Origin of the sequence: Palleronia aestuarii (genome assembly GCF_003253995.1) — a bacterium.
GTDB lineage: Bacteria > Pseudomonadota > Alphaproteobacteria > Rhodobacterales > Rhodobacteraceae > Palleronia > Palleronia aestuarii.
Genome location: NZ_QKZL01000002.1, coordinates 56445 through 70428 on the forward strand (window position 1 = coordinate 56445; position 13984 = coordinate 70428).

11 protein-coding genes are annotated in these 13984 nt (G+C 66.7%); 4 read left to right on the forward strand and 7 right to left on the reverse strand.

The annotated features are described in order from the left end of the window. Positions 1 to 20 precede the first annotated feature (20 nt). Positions 21 to 779, forward strand: coding sequence for an SDR family oxidoreductase (locus tag LX81_RS02425; protein WP_111536009.1), 759 nt, complete (start codon positions 21 to 23; stop codon positions 777 to 779). Between the two features lie 12 nt (positions 780 to 791). Here the strand turns inward: LX81_RS02425 and LX81_RS02430 are convergent, their stop codons facing one another. From LX81_RS02430 to LX81_RS02460, 7 genes are all read right to left on the reverse strand, one after another. Continuing rightward, positions 792 to 1868: a c-type cytochrome gene (locus LX81_RS02430; RefSeq protein ID WP_111535705.1), complete on the reverse strand. Its 1077-nt coding sequence runs from the start codon at positions 1866 to 1868 to the stop codon at positions 792 to 794. After that, a complete protein-coding gene (locus LX81_RS02435; RefSeq protein WP_111535706.1) occupies positions 1865 to 2434 on the reverse strand; it encodes a cytochrome c oxidase assembly protein in 570 nt (189 codons plus the stop codon). The genes LX81_RS02430 and LX81_RS02435 overlap by 4 nt, the downstream gene beginning before the upstream one ends. Further along, a complete protein-coding gene (locus LX81_RS02440; RefSeq protein ID WP_111535707.1) occupies positions 2431 to 2814 on the reverse strand; it encodes a hypothetical protein in 384 nt (127 codons plus the stop codon). The genes LX81_RS02435 and LX81_RS02440 overlap by 4 nt, the downstream gene beginning before the upstream one ends. After that, positions 2814 to 5423: a cytochrome c oxidase subunit I gene (ctaD, locus tag LX81_RS02445; protein ID WP_111535708.1), complete on the reverse strand. Its 2610-nt coding sequence runs from the start codon at positions 5421 to 5423 to the stop codon at positions 2814 to 2816. The genes LX81_RS02440 and ctaD overlap by 1 nt, the downstream gene beginning before the upstream one ends. Then, positions 5420 to 6418: a cytochrome c oxidase subunit II gene (locus LX81_RS02450; RefSeq protein ID WP_111535709.1), complete on the reverse strand. Its 999-nt coding sequence runs from the start codon at positions 6416 to 6418 to the stop codon at positions 5420 to 5422. The genes ctaD and LX81_RS02450 overlap by 4 nt, the downstream gene beginning before the upstream one ends. After that, a complete protein-coding gene (locus LX81_RS02455; RefSeq protein ID WP_111535710.1) occupies positions 6415 to 7317 on the reverse strand; it encodes a sugar kinase in 903 nt (300 codons plus the stop codon). The genes LX81_RS02450 and LX81_RS02455 overlap by 4 nt, the downstream gene beginning before the upstream one ends. Before the next feature lie 389 nt (positions 7318 to 7706). After that, positions 7707 to 8084 (reverse strand): response regulator, encoded by a 378-nt coding sequence (locus LX81_RS02460; RefSeq protein ID WP_111535711.1) that lies wholly within the window; start codon positions 8082 to 8084, stop codon positions 7707 to 7709. Between the two features lie 209 nt (positions 8085 to 8293). Between LX81_RS02460 and LX81_RS02465 the strand changes: the two genes are divergently transcribed. The 3 genes from LX81_RS02465 (at position 8294) to pnp (ending at position 13765) form a co-directional block, all read left to right on the forward strand. Beyond that, positions 8294 to 10963, forward strand: a complete 2670-nt coding sequence (locus LX81_RS02465) for a chemotaxis protein CheB (RefSeq protein ID WP_111535712.1) — start codon at positions 8294 to 8296, stop codon at positions 10961 to 10963. 136 nt (positions 10964 to 11099) lie between these two features. Next, positions 11100 to 11369, forward strand: a complete 270-nt coding sequence (gene rpsO / locus LX81_RS02470) for a 30S ribosomal protein S15 (RefSeq protein ID WP_111535713.1) — start codon at positions 11100 to 11102, stop codon at positions 11367 to 11369. A gap of 266 nt (positions 11370 to 11635) precedes the next feature. Next, complete coding sequence (gene pnp, locus LX81_RS02475; RefSeq protein WP_111535714.1) at positions 11636 to 13765, forward strand: polyribonucleotide nucleotidyltransferase; 2130 nt, start codon at positions 11636 to 11638, stop codon at positions 13763 to 13765. Positions 13766 to 13984: the final 219 nt, after the last annotated feature.

The window sequence follows — 13984 nt, forward strand, 5'->3', positions numbered from 1 at the left end:
CGAAACGAATGGGGATTGGCATGACGGACATGAACGGAAAGGTGGCGCTCGTCACCGGGGCGAGCCGTGGCATCGGCGCGGCGACCGCACGCGCCTTCGCGGAGGCGGGCGCGAAGGTGGCGCTCGTCGCACGCAGCGGCGACGCCATCGCGGAGATCGCCGGGGAAATCGGGCCCGACGCCGCCATCGCGATCCCCTGCGACATCAGCCGCTATTGGGAAGTGCGGGCCGCCATCGATGCCTGCGTCAAGACATTCGGCGGGCTTGACGTGCTGGTGAACAACGCGGGCGTGATCGAGCCGATCTCGCATCTCGCCACCTCCGATCCGGACGGCTGGGGGCAGGCGATCGACATCAACCTCAAGGGCGTGTTCCACGGCATGCGCGCCGCGATCCCGGTGATGCGGGAGACGGGCGGCGGAACGATCCTCACGATCTCGTCCGGGGCCGCGCATCGGCCGATCGAGGCCTGGTCGCATTACTGCGCGTCGAAGGCCGGGGTGGCGATGCTGACCCGCTGCGCGGACGAAGAGGAGCGGGGCAACGGCCTGCGCGTCATGGGGCTTTCGCCCGGCACCGTCGCCACGGAGATGCAGCGCGAGATCAAGGCCTCCGGCGTCAATCCGGTCAGCGAACTCGACTGGTCCGACCACATTCCCCCGGAATGGCCAGCCCGCGCGCTTCTCTGGCTCTGCGGTCCCGACGGGGACGCCTATCTGGGCGAGGAGATCTCGCTTCGCGACGAGGAGATCCGCCGCCGCATAGGCCTTTCTCAGTAAGGGGCGTCGGGATCAGGGGGCGTCGGGCGGATTGAGCTTGGCGGGTGCGAGGGCCGCGTAATAGGCCGCCAGCGCATCGATCTCCGCATCGTCGAGATCGCGCGCGGCCTGGTACATAAGCTCGGCCACCTCGCCGCCACCACGACGCCCCGCGCGCCAGAGCCTCAATTGCGCCGCGAGATACGGGGCGTACTGGCCCGACAGCGACGGGAATGCCTCGCTCAACGGCTCCGACCAGGGACCGTGGCACGCCACGCAGGCCGGCACGTCACTGCCCGAGCCCATCGTCGCAAGCTGCGCTCCCGCACTCTCGATCCGGTCGGTGAGCGCCGCCTCCCCTTCCGGGCGCGCCTCAGCGAAGCGGCGGGCGAACTCCGACAACTTCTCCGGCGCGACCTCGGAGGACGCGTGCTGCATGATGCCGCTGTCGCGGTCGCTTTCGCGGTAGGATGCGAGCGAGCGGGTCATGTACTCCTCGGACAGGATGTCGAGACGCGGGATCTGCTGGTTTCCGGACACGCCGTTCGCACCGTGGCAGCTTGCGCAGTACTCGAACGTCTCCGGATCGGCACCGATACCGCCCGTCAGCTCGTCGTAGCGCTCGGGCGCCATGCTCCCGACCTCCTCCAGGAAGGCCACGACGGCCCAGACGTCGTCCTCCCGTTCGGCGGGCCAGGCCGGCATTCCGGACATCTTGACGCCTTCGTGGACGATCCAGTGCAGCTCCGGCGCCGTCCAGTGACCGACGGCATCGGTAATATGGGGCGGCTGCGGCAACATCGAGAGCATTGTCGCGGTACGGCCATGGCCGGGCGCGGAATGACAGACGCGGCAGGCCGCGTTGAAATGCTTGGCGCCGAGGCCGATGAGGTCGGGATCGGAGAGGTTCGGGGCCTCCGAGACGGGTGGCGCGCGCAGATCGACGGAATTGCGGAACGTCGTATGGAGGACCCAGCTCACCCCCGGCAGGTGCCCCTTCTTCGCCGAGACGTTGAAGAGACCGAGAAACACCACCGCCGCCGCACCGATCAGGCCGAGAACGGCAAGGGCTGCGAGGGTCGCTGCGACGCTGCGCGGATCGATCTTCATGGGCGGGCTCCCTGCGGCATACCGAGCGCGCGTCCGGCCAGCCACAGGCCGCCGGCAAGATAGATGGGCGTGCCGATCGCCAGCATCAGGATGCCGCCCAATTGCTGGCTTTCGAGCGTCGGCGTGCAGAAGGCGTAGAGCGGCCGCGGCGCGAGGACGAGGAGCGCCCCCAGAAGCGTCATGTGCATCGCGGTGAGCAGCAATCCCCCCGCGCCCGCCAGTGGCTCCCGTGCGGCAAGCGATCCGCTCCAGACGAGGATCCCGGCGGCGAGGAAACTTCCCTGCTCGAGAACGAGGCCGACGCCGTCGCTCCGGGCATAGATCAGCGCGCCGGGAAGATGCCAGCCCCAGACGAGCGCGAATTCGACGGCGGCCGCGACGAGGACGAGGCCCGTCGGCAGTTCCGGCCAGACGGGCCAGGCCAGAACGATGAGCGGCGGCACGACCGCGACGAGTGCCATGTGCCGGATCATGCCCGCCGGAAAGAGATCGCCGAGGAGCGGGCTCCAGACGAACGCGAGGATCGCCAGCGCCGCCAGCGCGGGCACGGGGCGAAGCCGCGTCATATGCAGCTCCCGATGATCAGGAACGGCATCGCGACGTAGAGCACCGCCACGAAGCTTAGGCAGGCGAGCATGAAGCCGGTATGGCCCAGGAACTCCCGCCGGTCCTCGTCCGTCTCCCCGCCGTGGATGTAGTCGCGATCGTGAAAATAGTCCCATCGCTGCCAGGCGCGGAACCCGAAGAAGGAGATGATCGCGAGCGCCACGATCGTGATCGCGACGAGCACGACCCTGAGCGTCGCGATGTCGCCGCCGATCTTGGCGCACCAGATCGCCTGAACTGCATAGCAGACCGCGAAATGTACCGCCCAGACCGTCGGTGCGAAGATCATGTGCCAGAGGCTGCGATCCTCCGGTCCGTCTTCGACGCCGGGCCGTGCCATCAGAGAAGCCCCGGCAGGAGACCCATCACCGCGCAGGTGACGAGCCCGGTGATGAGCAGGAAATGCCAGAAGAGCGTAGTGTTCCACAGATCCGCGTCGTATCGGGGCGTGAGCTTGCCGAACATGCTGCCCGCGAGACAGTAGAGCTGCATGATCACCCCCACGCCCATATGCGCCCCCGTCCAGATGGCGAGACCCCAGAGGATTGCCGGATAGACGTGGCTCGCCGGCGCGAGCCCCGGCATCCAGACCGACATGAAGAGCACGCCCACGCCGACGATCGCGAGGATTGCCGCCGACCCGAGGCACAGGCGGGCCGTCACCACGTCGTGACGGCGGTTCTGCGTCCGCGCGAAGAGCGTCGCGCCCCAGGCGGCGAGAAAGCAGAGCGCCGCCAGACCGACGAAGAGCGGAACTGCATGCGGCGATCCGGGCGGCGGAAAGTCGGGCCGGGACGTCCAGTAGAAGAAGACACCGAAGACGAGGCTCGCGAAGGCCGTCATGTCGCCCAGCATGGTGATGAAGACCCCCCACCACCCGGGCGCCGACGGCCCCGAGACATAGGTCGGCAGCCTGAGGCCCAGCCCCGCATCCTTCATCGGTTTCTCGGGTACGAGCGCAGTGGACGTCCAGAGCCAGTAGATCACGGCGCCGACCGCCGCCGCACCCGACAGGCCCGCGAGGAGGTAGAACTTGAAGACCGGCAGGATGAACGCGCCCCCGGTGAAGATGGCGGCCCAGATCGTGCACCAGGCCGGCCCGGTGATCCGCGCGATGTGCTGCGGACGGGCGTCGATGGCGGAGGTCACGATGGTCTCGCGAAGCCCCTCCTCCGCGTCGGGGATGTAGTAGCGCCCGGCATCGATCCGCTCTAGCAGCTTCGGCTGGTCCCAGAGCGGATAGCGGGAAGTGATGTAGGGCACCGAGCGGATGCCCCAGCCGGGATCGGGGATGTCGTGCGACCAAAGTAGCGAACCCGCGCCCCAGGGGTTGCGCTCCGTATAGCCCTGCTTCGGCTTCGGACGGACCAGGTCCCAGGCGAAGACGAGGATGCCTGCTGCGATGACGAAGCTGCCCACCGTGGAGATCATGTTGGGCCAGTCCCAGCCGATATCGCCCGGATAGGTGTAGACGCGGCGCGGCATCCCCAGGAGCCCCGTAAGGTGCATCGGCAGGAAGCAGATGTTGAACCCCACGAAGGTGAGCCAGAAGCTGACCCGCCCGAGACGGTCGGACATCTTCTTCTTGGTGATGAACGGATAGAAGAAGTAGATGCCGCCGATGATCGGGAAGATCATGCCGCCGAAGAGCGTGTAATGCAGATGTGCCACGATGAAATAGGTGTCGTGGACCTGCCAATCGAAGGGTGCGAGCGCGATCATCACGCCGGTGAGCCCGCCCGCCGTGAAGATCGCGAGCGCCCCCGCGATCCAGAGCATCGGCAGGATCATCCGCACCTTGCCCGCCATCAGGGTCGCGACGAAGGCGAAGAGCTGCACCCCCGTGGGGATCACCACCGCTTCCGACGCCGCGGAAAAGAAGCCGAGAGACATCGCCGGCAGGCCCGTCGTGAACATGTGGTGGACCCAGAGCCCGAAGGACAGGAACCCGGTTCCGACAGCGGAGAGGACGATCCAGTGATAGCCCAGCATCGGCCGCCGCGCGGCGGCGGGCACGATCATCGCCGCGACCGCGATCGAGGGCAGGAAGATGATGTAGACCTCCGGATGGCCGAAGATCCAGAACAGGTGCTGCCAGAGGACCGGATCGCCGCCGCGTTCGGGGTCGAAGAATGGCCAGTCGAAGCTGCGCTGCAATTCGAAGAGGAAATCGCCCGCGATGAGCGGTGGGAAGGCGAAGAGGATCATCGCGCCCACGACCAGCACGTACCACGCGTAGAGCGGCATGAGGTTGATCCGCATCCCCGGCGGGCGGCACTTGATCGTGCCCACGATGAGCTCGACCGCCGCCGCGATGGAGGCCACCTCGATGAAGCTGAGACCCAGGAGCCAGATATCGCTGCCCACGCCCTCGTCGATGATGGCGAGCGGCGGATACATGAACCAGCCCGAACTCGGCGCCGCGTCGAAGAGGAGCGAGCCCATGACGAAGATTCCGCCGATGAGAAACGCCCAGTAGCCATAGGCCGAAAGCCGCGGGAACGGCATGTCCCGCGCGCCCAGGAAGGCCGGCAGCAGGAGGATCGAGATCGCCTCGAACATCGGCACGGCGAAGAGGAACATCATCGCCGAGCCGTGCATCGTGAAGAACTGGTTGAAGCGGTCGGCGCTCAGGAACTCGTTGTCGGGCACGGCGAGCTGCACCCGCATGAGGAGCGCGAGCACCCCCGCGATCAGCATGAAGCCGAAAGCGGTCAGGGAGTACCAGACGCCGACCTCCGAATTGTTCACGGCCGACCAGTAGCGCCAGCCGGGCGGTTCGTCCCAGACGGCCTTCAACCGCTCCTCCTGGGCCTTCCTGAGCTCCGGATCCACGGGTTCGGCGAGCATCTCCTCGGTGGGGGGATAGATGCCCTGCGGGGTCAGCACGTCCTCGGCGCTCTGGTCGCGCCGCCGCCGCGCGCCGCCGATGCGGGAGATGTCGGTCATTCGAGACCCTCCAGATAGGCGGCCATCGCGGCGATCCGTTCGGGCGGCAGATGGTCATAGCCCGGCATCAGCGCCCCGGGCTTCACGCTTTCGGGCGCCGTGATCCAGCGTGCGAGCGCCTCGCCCGTCATCGGCAGCGTGCCGGCCGCGAGCGTCGCGCGGCTCGCGAGATGGGTGAGGTCGGGGCCCACCCGGCCGTGAGCGGGCGTGCCGCGGATCGCGTGACAGGCGCCGCAACCCTCGGCGAAAAAGGCCGCGCGCCCCTCCCGGGCAAGCGCCGTGTCGGGCGGGACAGCGGGACCCGCTTCCGCGTCGAGCCAGGCCGCGAAATCCTCCGGCGTGAGGACCTCCGCCGTGAAGGCCATCTTGGCATGGCTCTCCCCGCAATATTCGGCGCATTGCCCGCGGTAGAGGCCCGGCACGGTCGGGGCGAGGGACATGCGGTTGGTCCGGCCCGGGATCATGTCGCTCTTGCCACCGAGAGACGGCACCCAGAAGGAGTGGATGACCTTGTCGGCTTCGAGCGTGATCTCGCTCCGCGATCCAGCCGGCAGCCGGACCTCGTTGGCGGAGATGATCGGCTCGTCCGCTCCCTCGGGCCAGTAGGCCACGCGCCACCACCATTGCTCCCCGGTCACCTCGACGCGAAGCCCGCCATCGCCCTCCGCCCGCTGCTCCGGCATGATCGAGAGCGCATAGAAAAGAAGCCCGGCGAGAACCACGGTGGGAAACGCGATCCCGCCCCAGAGGATCAGCGCCTGCGCGCCGCGTTCGGAAAGTTCGCGGGGATTGATCCGGGTGACGTAGAACATCAGCCCGTTCATCGCGCACCAGAGCACGACCGCGCCGGCGAGCAGGAACCAGAAGAGGTTCGCCAGGACGAAGGCATCTTCGCCGCCCGGTGCGAGAACGGATTGGGGGCCGTCGCAGCCCGCGAGGACGAGGATCGCGCAGATCAGGACCGGGCCGCCCGGCCACATGCGAGGCGACCTCATGCGAGATCGACCATCGCACCCCGCCGCGCGATCACCCGCGCGGCCAGTTCCGCGCCGCGTGCGACGGCCGCGCCCAAATCCGCCCCCGTGAGATGCGCTGCGAGGAACCCGGCGTTGAAGCTGTCCCCGGCGGCCGTCGTATCCACGATCTTCTCCGCCGGAACGGACGGATATCGGGTCACGGCGTCCCCCTCCCTCACGACGATTTCGGCCTCCCCGTTCTTCACCACCACGAGGGACGCGCCCGCATCGGCGTAGCGGCCGGCCGTGGCCTCGGGGTCCGCGTCACCGAAGAACCGCGCCTCGTCGTCGAAGGACGGCAGGACGATGTCGGAATGTCCCGCCGCCGCGCTCACCGCAGCGCACATCGCTTCCGCATCCGGCCAGAGCGCGGGACGCAGGTTGGAATCGAAGACGATGCGGGCGCCGTTCGAACGGGCCTCGTCGGCACAGTCGAGGAGCGTCGCGCGCGAGGACGCATCCAGGATGCCGAGCGTGATGCCGGAGAAATAGACGATATCGGCGCCCGCGAGCGCATCCATCAGCGCCTGTCGATCCTCGGCGAGAGTCCGGGCGGCGGAACTGGAGCGCCAGTAGGCGAAGCTCCGTTCTCCGTCCTGAAGCTCGATGAGGTAGAGGCCGAGCGTCCGGTCGTCGCGCCGCATGATCGAGGAGGTGCCGATCCCGCAGCCGTCGAGGAAATCGCGCAGACCGTTCGAGAGCCGGTCGCATCCGATCGCCGTGACGTAGTCGACGTCCCAGTCGTTCGGCAGAAGCTGGCGGAGATAGAAGGCGGTGTTGCAGGTATCCCCGGCGAACCCCATCCGAAAAGTCCCGTCCATCTCCGCAGGGGCCATCTCCACCATGCACTCGCCGATCGAGACAAACCGCGCCGCCATCCGGACCCTCACACCTTCATCACACCCTTGTTAAGGCGAAGATCGCGCAGGCAAAAGCCCCATAAACCTGCGACAAGTCGACAGAGCGTTTCCTAGCACCCGTCGAAGCAGGACCGGCCGAGAATCGCCGCCCGTCTCGTTCTGACCTGCGACCAGCATCCCGGCGCTCGGCATCGTCGTTGAATCAGCCACGATCGCGGAAGCACTCGAACGTCCACCGATCTCCCTCCAATCCGACTATTACGCAAGGAGGGAACCCGGGCAAAGCAGGCTCGGCAGGACCCTGGTTCGGCAGCCTTCCGGAGACGAAGAAACAGCAGTTTCAGGGCAAGGTCGCGCCCACCGAGTCGAACTTCACGAAACTGGCGAAAGTAGAGACGGGCGATCTACTACCCGGATCGCGCGCCCAGCGCGGCGCTCATCTCGTTCAGCAGGAACGTCATCCGCACGGGCTTCGCGACGAGTGGCGCCACCGGCAATTGCCGGGAAATATAATCCCAGCCATAGCCGGATACATAGACGAAGGGGATACCCTTTGACCGAAGGGCCTCCGCGATCCGGCGCGGCGTCTCTCCCCGGAGGTTCGCATCGAGGATGGCGATGTCGGGATCGTTCGTCTCGAGGAACTCCAGCGCTCCGTCGACGGAGGAGCAAGGCTCGTAGCATTCGAAGCCCTCGTCCTCGAGCTGCATCACGAGGTCGAGCGCAACGAAGGTCTCGTCCTCCACGACGAGGACCTTGACGGCATCCGCTCCGGCTCCGGTCATGAGAGCGTAGCTCCACGAGAGTGCGACGCGGCGTGGTCTGGATGCGCGGAAGCACGGGTCATCGTCACCGAAACTCCCAGAGGCTTTGTCGTCGATCCGTCCATACCGATCCAACCGACGACCTCCCTAGCAGTTCCTATGTCGAAGATTGTTCTTTCGGCGGCGATATGGATTTGCCACTATGTCGCCGGTCCGGTCCCTGAGGCGGCATGATTGACGTCGACGAGAATGACGCAGCCGGCACTCCGGCGCCCAGCTGTCCCGTCGTGGCGATCCTCGCCGCGGCGGAGGAGACCGCAGCGCTCGGCGACGTGCTCGGGGCACTCGGGCATGGCTGGGGTGCGTGCTATGTCGTTGTTCAGCATTCCGGATCGCGGACGAATGATGCGTCCGATGCGTTCCCCGACGGCCGGACCACGCTCGATGTCGTGCAAGCCACGGACGGGGTGGAGATCGCGGAGGACCGGATCCTCGTCGTACCGGAATCGCGTGTCGCCCGTATCGCATCCGGAAACCTGCGCCTCGCACGGCCCGGGCCGGAGAATGCCGAACATCTTTCCATCGACATCTTTCTCAGCTCGCTCGCGGCGGAGATCGGCGACCGTGCGGCCGTGATCGTGCTCTCCCTTCCGGGCCGCGACGGCATCGAAGGCCTTGCCCGGCTGAAGGCGGCGGGGGGTTGCATGATCGTGGGCGAGACGCGCGACGGCGCGACGGCGCGAAGCATCGCGGCGGCAGGACCGGCTGAATCCATCTTGCCGCCCGCCGAGATCGCAGAGGCCGTGCGTGACTGTCTCGCCGGGATGCGTCGCGAACCTGCGCCCTCCTCGGACAAAGCCCGGCGCGGGGACGAGGGAACCGACATCCCGGGAGCTTCGCCCGAGGAGCGGTGCCAGGCGCTGATGGAGGAGCTGGAACGAACGCGGGAAGATCTCGCGGAAGCCCGCGGTGCGCTGCAGAGCGAGAGCCGGGCGAGGATCGCGATCGAGGACGAGCTCGTCGAGACCGCCGCGCAGCACGACATGGCGCAGGCCGATCTTGCCAACACGCTCGCGAGCACCGGGATCGCCGCCCTCTTTCTGGACCGGGAGGCCCGACTGCGCCGCATCACTCCCGCGGCGCAACTCCTGCTCGGTCTCGATGCGGAAAATATCGGCCGGTCCGTGAATTCGGCCGCCACCCGACTGATCGAGGCGGATCTCGACGCCGAGGCCCGGCGCGTGGTCGCGAGCTTCGAGCATGTCGAGCGGGAGATAGCGGTGAGCGGCGGCGGCATCGTGTTGATGCGGATCCTGCCCTATCTCGATGCCGAGGATCGCGCCGACGGGGTCGTTGTGACCTTTGCCGACATCTCGGCATCACGCGCGGCCCGCGACCGGATCGACGGCCTGAACCAGCGTCTGCAGGCGAAGATAAACGACCTGTCCGCAATCCTCGATCTGGCACCGATCGGCATCGCGTTCCTCGACGATCCCGCAGGCCGAGACATCATCCTCAACGCCGATGCCCGCCGCATGACCGGGCGGGAGACGGGCGATCTTGCGGAAACAGGGCGGGAGATCGACTATCAGGTCCTGATCGACGACACCCCTATCGCCGCACGCGACCTGCCGCTGCGCCAGGTGTGGCGCACCGGCGAGCCCGTCACGAACGTCGAGGCGCGGTTCGTCCACGCCGACGGTCGCGCCCACGACGTGATGATCGCCGCGGCCCCGGTCTTCGACGACGCGGGAAAGATGCGGCGCGCGGTGAGCGTCTTCAGCGACATCACCCCGATCGTGCACGCCCGCAGGGTCGCCGAACGTGTCGCCGGGCAATACGCGTATCTCGCGCGGCTTGGGCGCAGGGGGCTCGAGGGTTTGCCGGTCGATGTGATGATCGCGGAAATCCCCCTCCGGCTTACCGAACTCATGAACGTGGACGCGGCGCAGATCCTGCTCTGCCGGCGTGGACAGGGAACGCTCGAGCTCGCTTCGGCCCACGGCATCGAGATGCCGGACGACCGGATCGTGGAGAACGGACCCGAGAGCGTCCTCGCGCAGGCGATGTCCCAAGGCAAGAGCGTCGATTTTCTCACGGCCGCGGGTGGATCGCAGGCCCCCCGGATGCCGGATTTCCTGGCGGAGGCCGGGTTCGCGGCCGGCCTTGCCGTTTCGATCGGAGAGAAGGCCGACCCGCTCGGCCTCATCTGTATCGAGACGCGCGGGCCGCGAGCGTTCAGCCGGGACGACCGGATATTCCTGCACACCGTGGCCAACGTCGTGGGAGCGTCGCTGCGCCGCGCCTCGTCAGACAACCAGAAACAGCTTCTCCTCGACGAATTGCGCCACCGGGTGAAGAACATGCTCGCGACCGTCCAGTCCGTGAGCTCGCTCTCTCTGCGCAACAGTGGCGTCGATCCGGCGATCCGTGCCCGCCTCATGGATCGGATCCGCGTTCTGGCGCTCGCGCACGATCTCAACTTCCGCAGTGGCGAAGCCCTCATCGACGTGGGCGAGCTCGTGCATATCCAGGTCGATCCCTTCGATCCGGGTGGAGATCGCCTCGAGGTCAAGGGAGAGAGCCGGGTGCGGCTCGACACGAGCACGGCCATCGACATGTCGATGATCATCCATGAACTGACCACGAATGCAGTCAAGCACGGCGCGCTCGCGGACGAGGACGGGCGGGTCTCGATCACCATCGGCTCGCATCGCCGTAACGGGTTCGACGTGGTGCGGATCCTCTGGATGGAGGAAAGCGGCCGCGCGCTCGCCTCGCCCCCAGTAACGGGCGGGGGATCGAAACTGCTGCATGCGGTCGGCCGCCAGCCGCAATTCGACATCACGTGGGAGATGCGTCCGAGCGGACTGCGCTGCGAGATCTCCGTCACGACCTGAATTCCGCGATCCGGGCTTTTCTTCGGGACCCGGTTTCGCTATGCGCGACCATCCGCGAACCATGCGGACCCCAAGGGCCTGTGCTGGACGACATCCCGGCCTGCGCCGTCACCGAACCACCCGAAAGGAGTCCCCGATGTCGATCACTGCCGAGAAGAAGCAGGAGCTGATGAAGGAATTCGCCACGAAGGACGGCGATACCGGAAGCCCCGAAGTGCAGGTCGCGATCCTGACGAGCCGGATCACCACGCTGACCGAGCACTTCAAGACCCACAAGAAGGACAACCATTCGCGCCGCGGCCTTTTGAAGCTCGTGGCCCAGCGCCGGAAACTCCTCGACTATACCAAGGCGCGCGACGAGGCCCGCTACCAGGACCTGATCAAGCGTCTCGGCATCCGCCGCTGAACGCACGTGCGGTCCCGCCTTCCACGGGCCCGTGCCTTTCCGAATCGACGTGATGACTGCTCCACCCCGGCGACAATGTCTCGCCGGGGCAAGAATCGTTCTCGCGCGACGACTGGCCTGCCGCTCGGTTTTGCTGTAAGGCCGCTCAATCTGAGACGTGACGTCCCGACCCCGGCGTCGTGCAGAAGGAATGGGGTCGGCGGCAATGGGGCCGCCATTCAAACGGCGCGCCGGCAGGGGCCGGTCCGCGTCAGACAGGATACGATATGTTCAACGTGACGAAAAAAGAGATGCAATGGGGCGAGGAAACCCTGACGCTCGAGACCGGCAAGGTCGCGCGCCAGGCCGACGGCTCCGTTATCGCGACGCTGGGAGAAACCAGCGTGATGGCCAATGTCACCTTCGCCAAGACCCAGAAGCCCGGCCAGGACTTCTTCCCGCTGACGGTGCATTACAACGAGAAATACTACGCCGCGGGCAAGATCCCCGGCGGCTTCTTCAAGCGCGAGGCGCGGCCCACGGAGAAGGAGACGCTGACCTCGCGTCTCATCGACCGGCCGATCCGCCCGCTCTTCGTTCCGGGCTTCAAGAACGAGGTGCTGGTGATCTGCACGGTCCTCAGCCATGACCTCGTCAACGATCCCGACGTGGTGGCGATGATCGCGGCGTCGGCGGCGCTCACGCTCTCCGGCGCGCCCTTCATGGGGCCGATCGCCGGCTGCCGCGTGGGCTTCGAGGGCGGCGAGTACGTCCTCAATCCCGAGATCGACGACATGCACGATCTCAAGAACAAGCCCGACCAGCGGCTCGACCTCGTCGTCGCGGGGACCAAGGACGCCGTGATGATGGTCGAGTCCGAGGCCTACGAGCTTTCCGAGGAAGAGATGCTGGGCGCCGTGACCTTTGCGCACGAGCAAATCCAGCCGGTGATCGACCTGATCATCGATCTTGCCGAGGATGCCGCGAAGGAGCCCTTCGACTTCCAGCCCGCCGATTACTCCGCGCTCTACGACGCGGTGAAGTCGGCCGGCGAGGAGAAGATGCGCGCGGCCTTCGCGATCACCGACAAGCAGGAGCGGACCACCGCGATCTCGGACGCCCGTGCCGCGATCATGGAGAGCCTCTCAGACGAGCAGAAGGTCGACGAGAACCTCGGTTCCGCCTTCAAGAAGCTCGAGAGCGCGGTCCTGCGGGGCGACGTGGTCAAGTCCGGCAAGCGGATCGACGGGCGCCGTACCGACGAAGTGCGCCCGATCGTGGCGGAAACGGGCTTCCTGCCCCGTACCCACGGTTCCGCGCTCTTCACCCGCGGCGAGACCCAGGGCCTCGTGGTCACCACGCTCGGCACTGGCGACGACGAGCAGATGATTGACGCGCTGCAGGGCACGTACAAGTCGAACTTCCTGCTGCACTACAACTTTCCGCCCTATTCGGTGGGCGAGGTCGGCCGCTTCGGTCCTCCGGGCCGCCGCGAAATCGGCCACGGCAAGCTCGCCTGGCGCGCGCTTCAGGCCGTGCTGCCGGCCGCGACCGACTTCCCCTACACGATCCGCGTTGTGTCTGAGATCACGGAGTCGAATGGCTCCTCCTCGATGGCGTCGGTCTGTGGCGGCTCGCTGTCGATGATGGACGCGGGCGTGCCGCTGAAGGCGCCGGTCGCGGGCGTGGCCATGGGCCTCATCCTTGAGGATGACGGCGACTACGCGATCCTGACCGACATCCTTGGTGACGAAGATCATCTCGGCGACATGGACTTCAAGGTCGCGGGCACCGAGAACGGCATCACCTCGCTGCAGATGGACATCAAGGTGGCGGGCATCACGCCTGAAATCATGTCCAAGGCGCTCGAGCAGGCCAAGGCCGGCCGGATGCACATCCTGGGCGAGATGAACAAGGCGCTCAGCTCGGCCGCCGAGTTCTCCGAACACGCGCCGAGGATCGAGACGATGCAGATCCCCACCGACAAGATCCGGGAAGTCATCGGTTCGGGCGGCAAGGTAATCCGCGAGATCGTGGAAGTCTCGGGCGCCAAGGTCGACATCAACGACGACGGCGTCATCAAGATCGCGTCCGCGAACGGCGAGGCCATTCAGAAGGCCTACGACATGATCCACTCGATCGTGGCCGAGCCGGAAGAGGGCAAGGTCTACAAGGGCACGGTGGTCAAGATCGTCGATTTCGGCGCCTTTGTGAACTTCTTCGGCAAGCGCGACGGCCTCGTCCACGTGAGCCAGATCAAGAAGGAGCGGCTGAACCACCCCTCCGACGTTCTGAAGGAAGGTCAGGAGGTCTTCGTGAAGCTCCTGGGCTTCGACGACCGCGGCAAGGTGCGCCTCGCCATGAAGATGGTCGACCAGGAAACTGGCCTCGAAGAGGCAAAGGAGGACGCGGAGTAATCCGCGCCCACATGCCCCGGCCTCGCGCCGGGGCCCCTTCCGCCTCGGGCCGGACACGTTCTATCGGTGGCGCGGCGGACATGCCGTTGCGCCGCGGCGCAGGCCTGATCGTTCTCCGAAGACCCATCGCATGACCCCATCGCATCGCTGTGGCCGAGAAGGACCGGGAAACCGGATCTGCCTTGGTGAGACCCGTCGGGATCAGGAAGCAGGTTCGGT

Excerpts from the sequence above, each read along its gene's own strand:
- rpsO (WP_111535713.1), top strand. The coding sequence starts at position 11,100 with ATGTCGATCACTGCCGAGAAGAAGCAGGAGCTGATGAAGGAATTCGCC.
- ctaD (WP_111535708.1), bottom strand. The coding sequence starts at position 5,423 with ATGACCGACATCTCCCGCATCGGCGGCGCGCGGCGGCGGCGCGACCAG.
- pnp (WP_111535714.1), top strand. The coding sequence starts at position 11,636 with ATGTTCAACGTGACGAAAAAAGAGATGCAATGGGGCGAGGAAACCCTG.
- LX81_RS02460 (WP_111535711.1), bottom strand. The coding sequence starts at position 8,084 with ATGACCGGAGCCGGAGCGGATGCCGTCAAGGTCCTCGTCGTGGAGGAC.
- LX81_RS02455 (WP_111535710.1), bottom strand. The coding sequence starts at position 7,317 with ATGGCGGCGCGGTTTGTCTCGATCGGCGAGTGCATGGTGGAGATGGCC.
- LX81_RS02430 (WP_111535705.1), bottom strand. The coding sequence starts at position 1,868 with ATGAAGATCGATCCGCGCAGCGTCGCAGCGACCCTCGCAGCCCTTGCC.
- LX81_RS02435 (WP_111535706.1), bottom strand. The coding sequence starts at position 2,434 with ATGACGCGGCTTCGCCCCGTGCCCGCGCTGGCGGCGCTGGCGATCCTC.
- LX81_RS02425 (WP_111536009.1), top strand. The coding sequence starts at position 21 with ATGACGGACATGAACGGAAAGGTGGCGCTCGTCACCGGGGCGAGCCGT.
- LX81_RS02450 (WP_111535709.1), bottom strand. The coding sequence starts at position 6,418 with ATGAGGTCGCCTCGCATGTGGCCGGGCGGCCCGGTCCTGATCTGCGCG.
- LX81_RS02440 (WP_111535707.1), bottom strand. The coding sequence starts at position 2,814 with ATGGCACGGCCCGGCGTCGAAGACGGACCGGAGGATCGCAGCCTCTGG.
- LX81_RS02465 (WP_111535712.1), top strand. The coding sequence starts at position 8,294 with ATGATTGACGTCGACGAGAATGACGCAGCCGGCACTCCGGCGCCCAGC.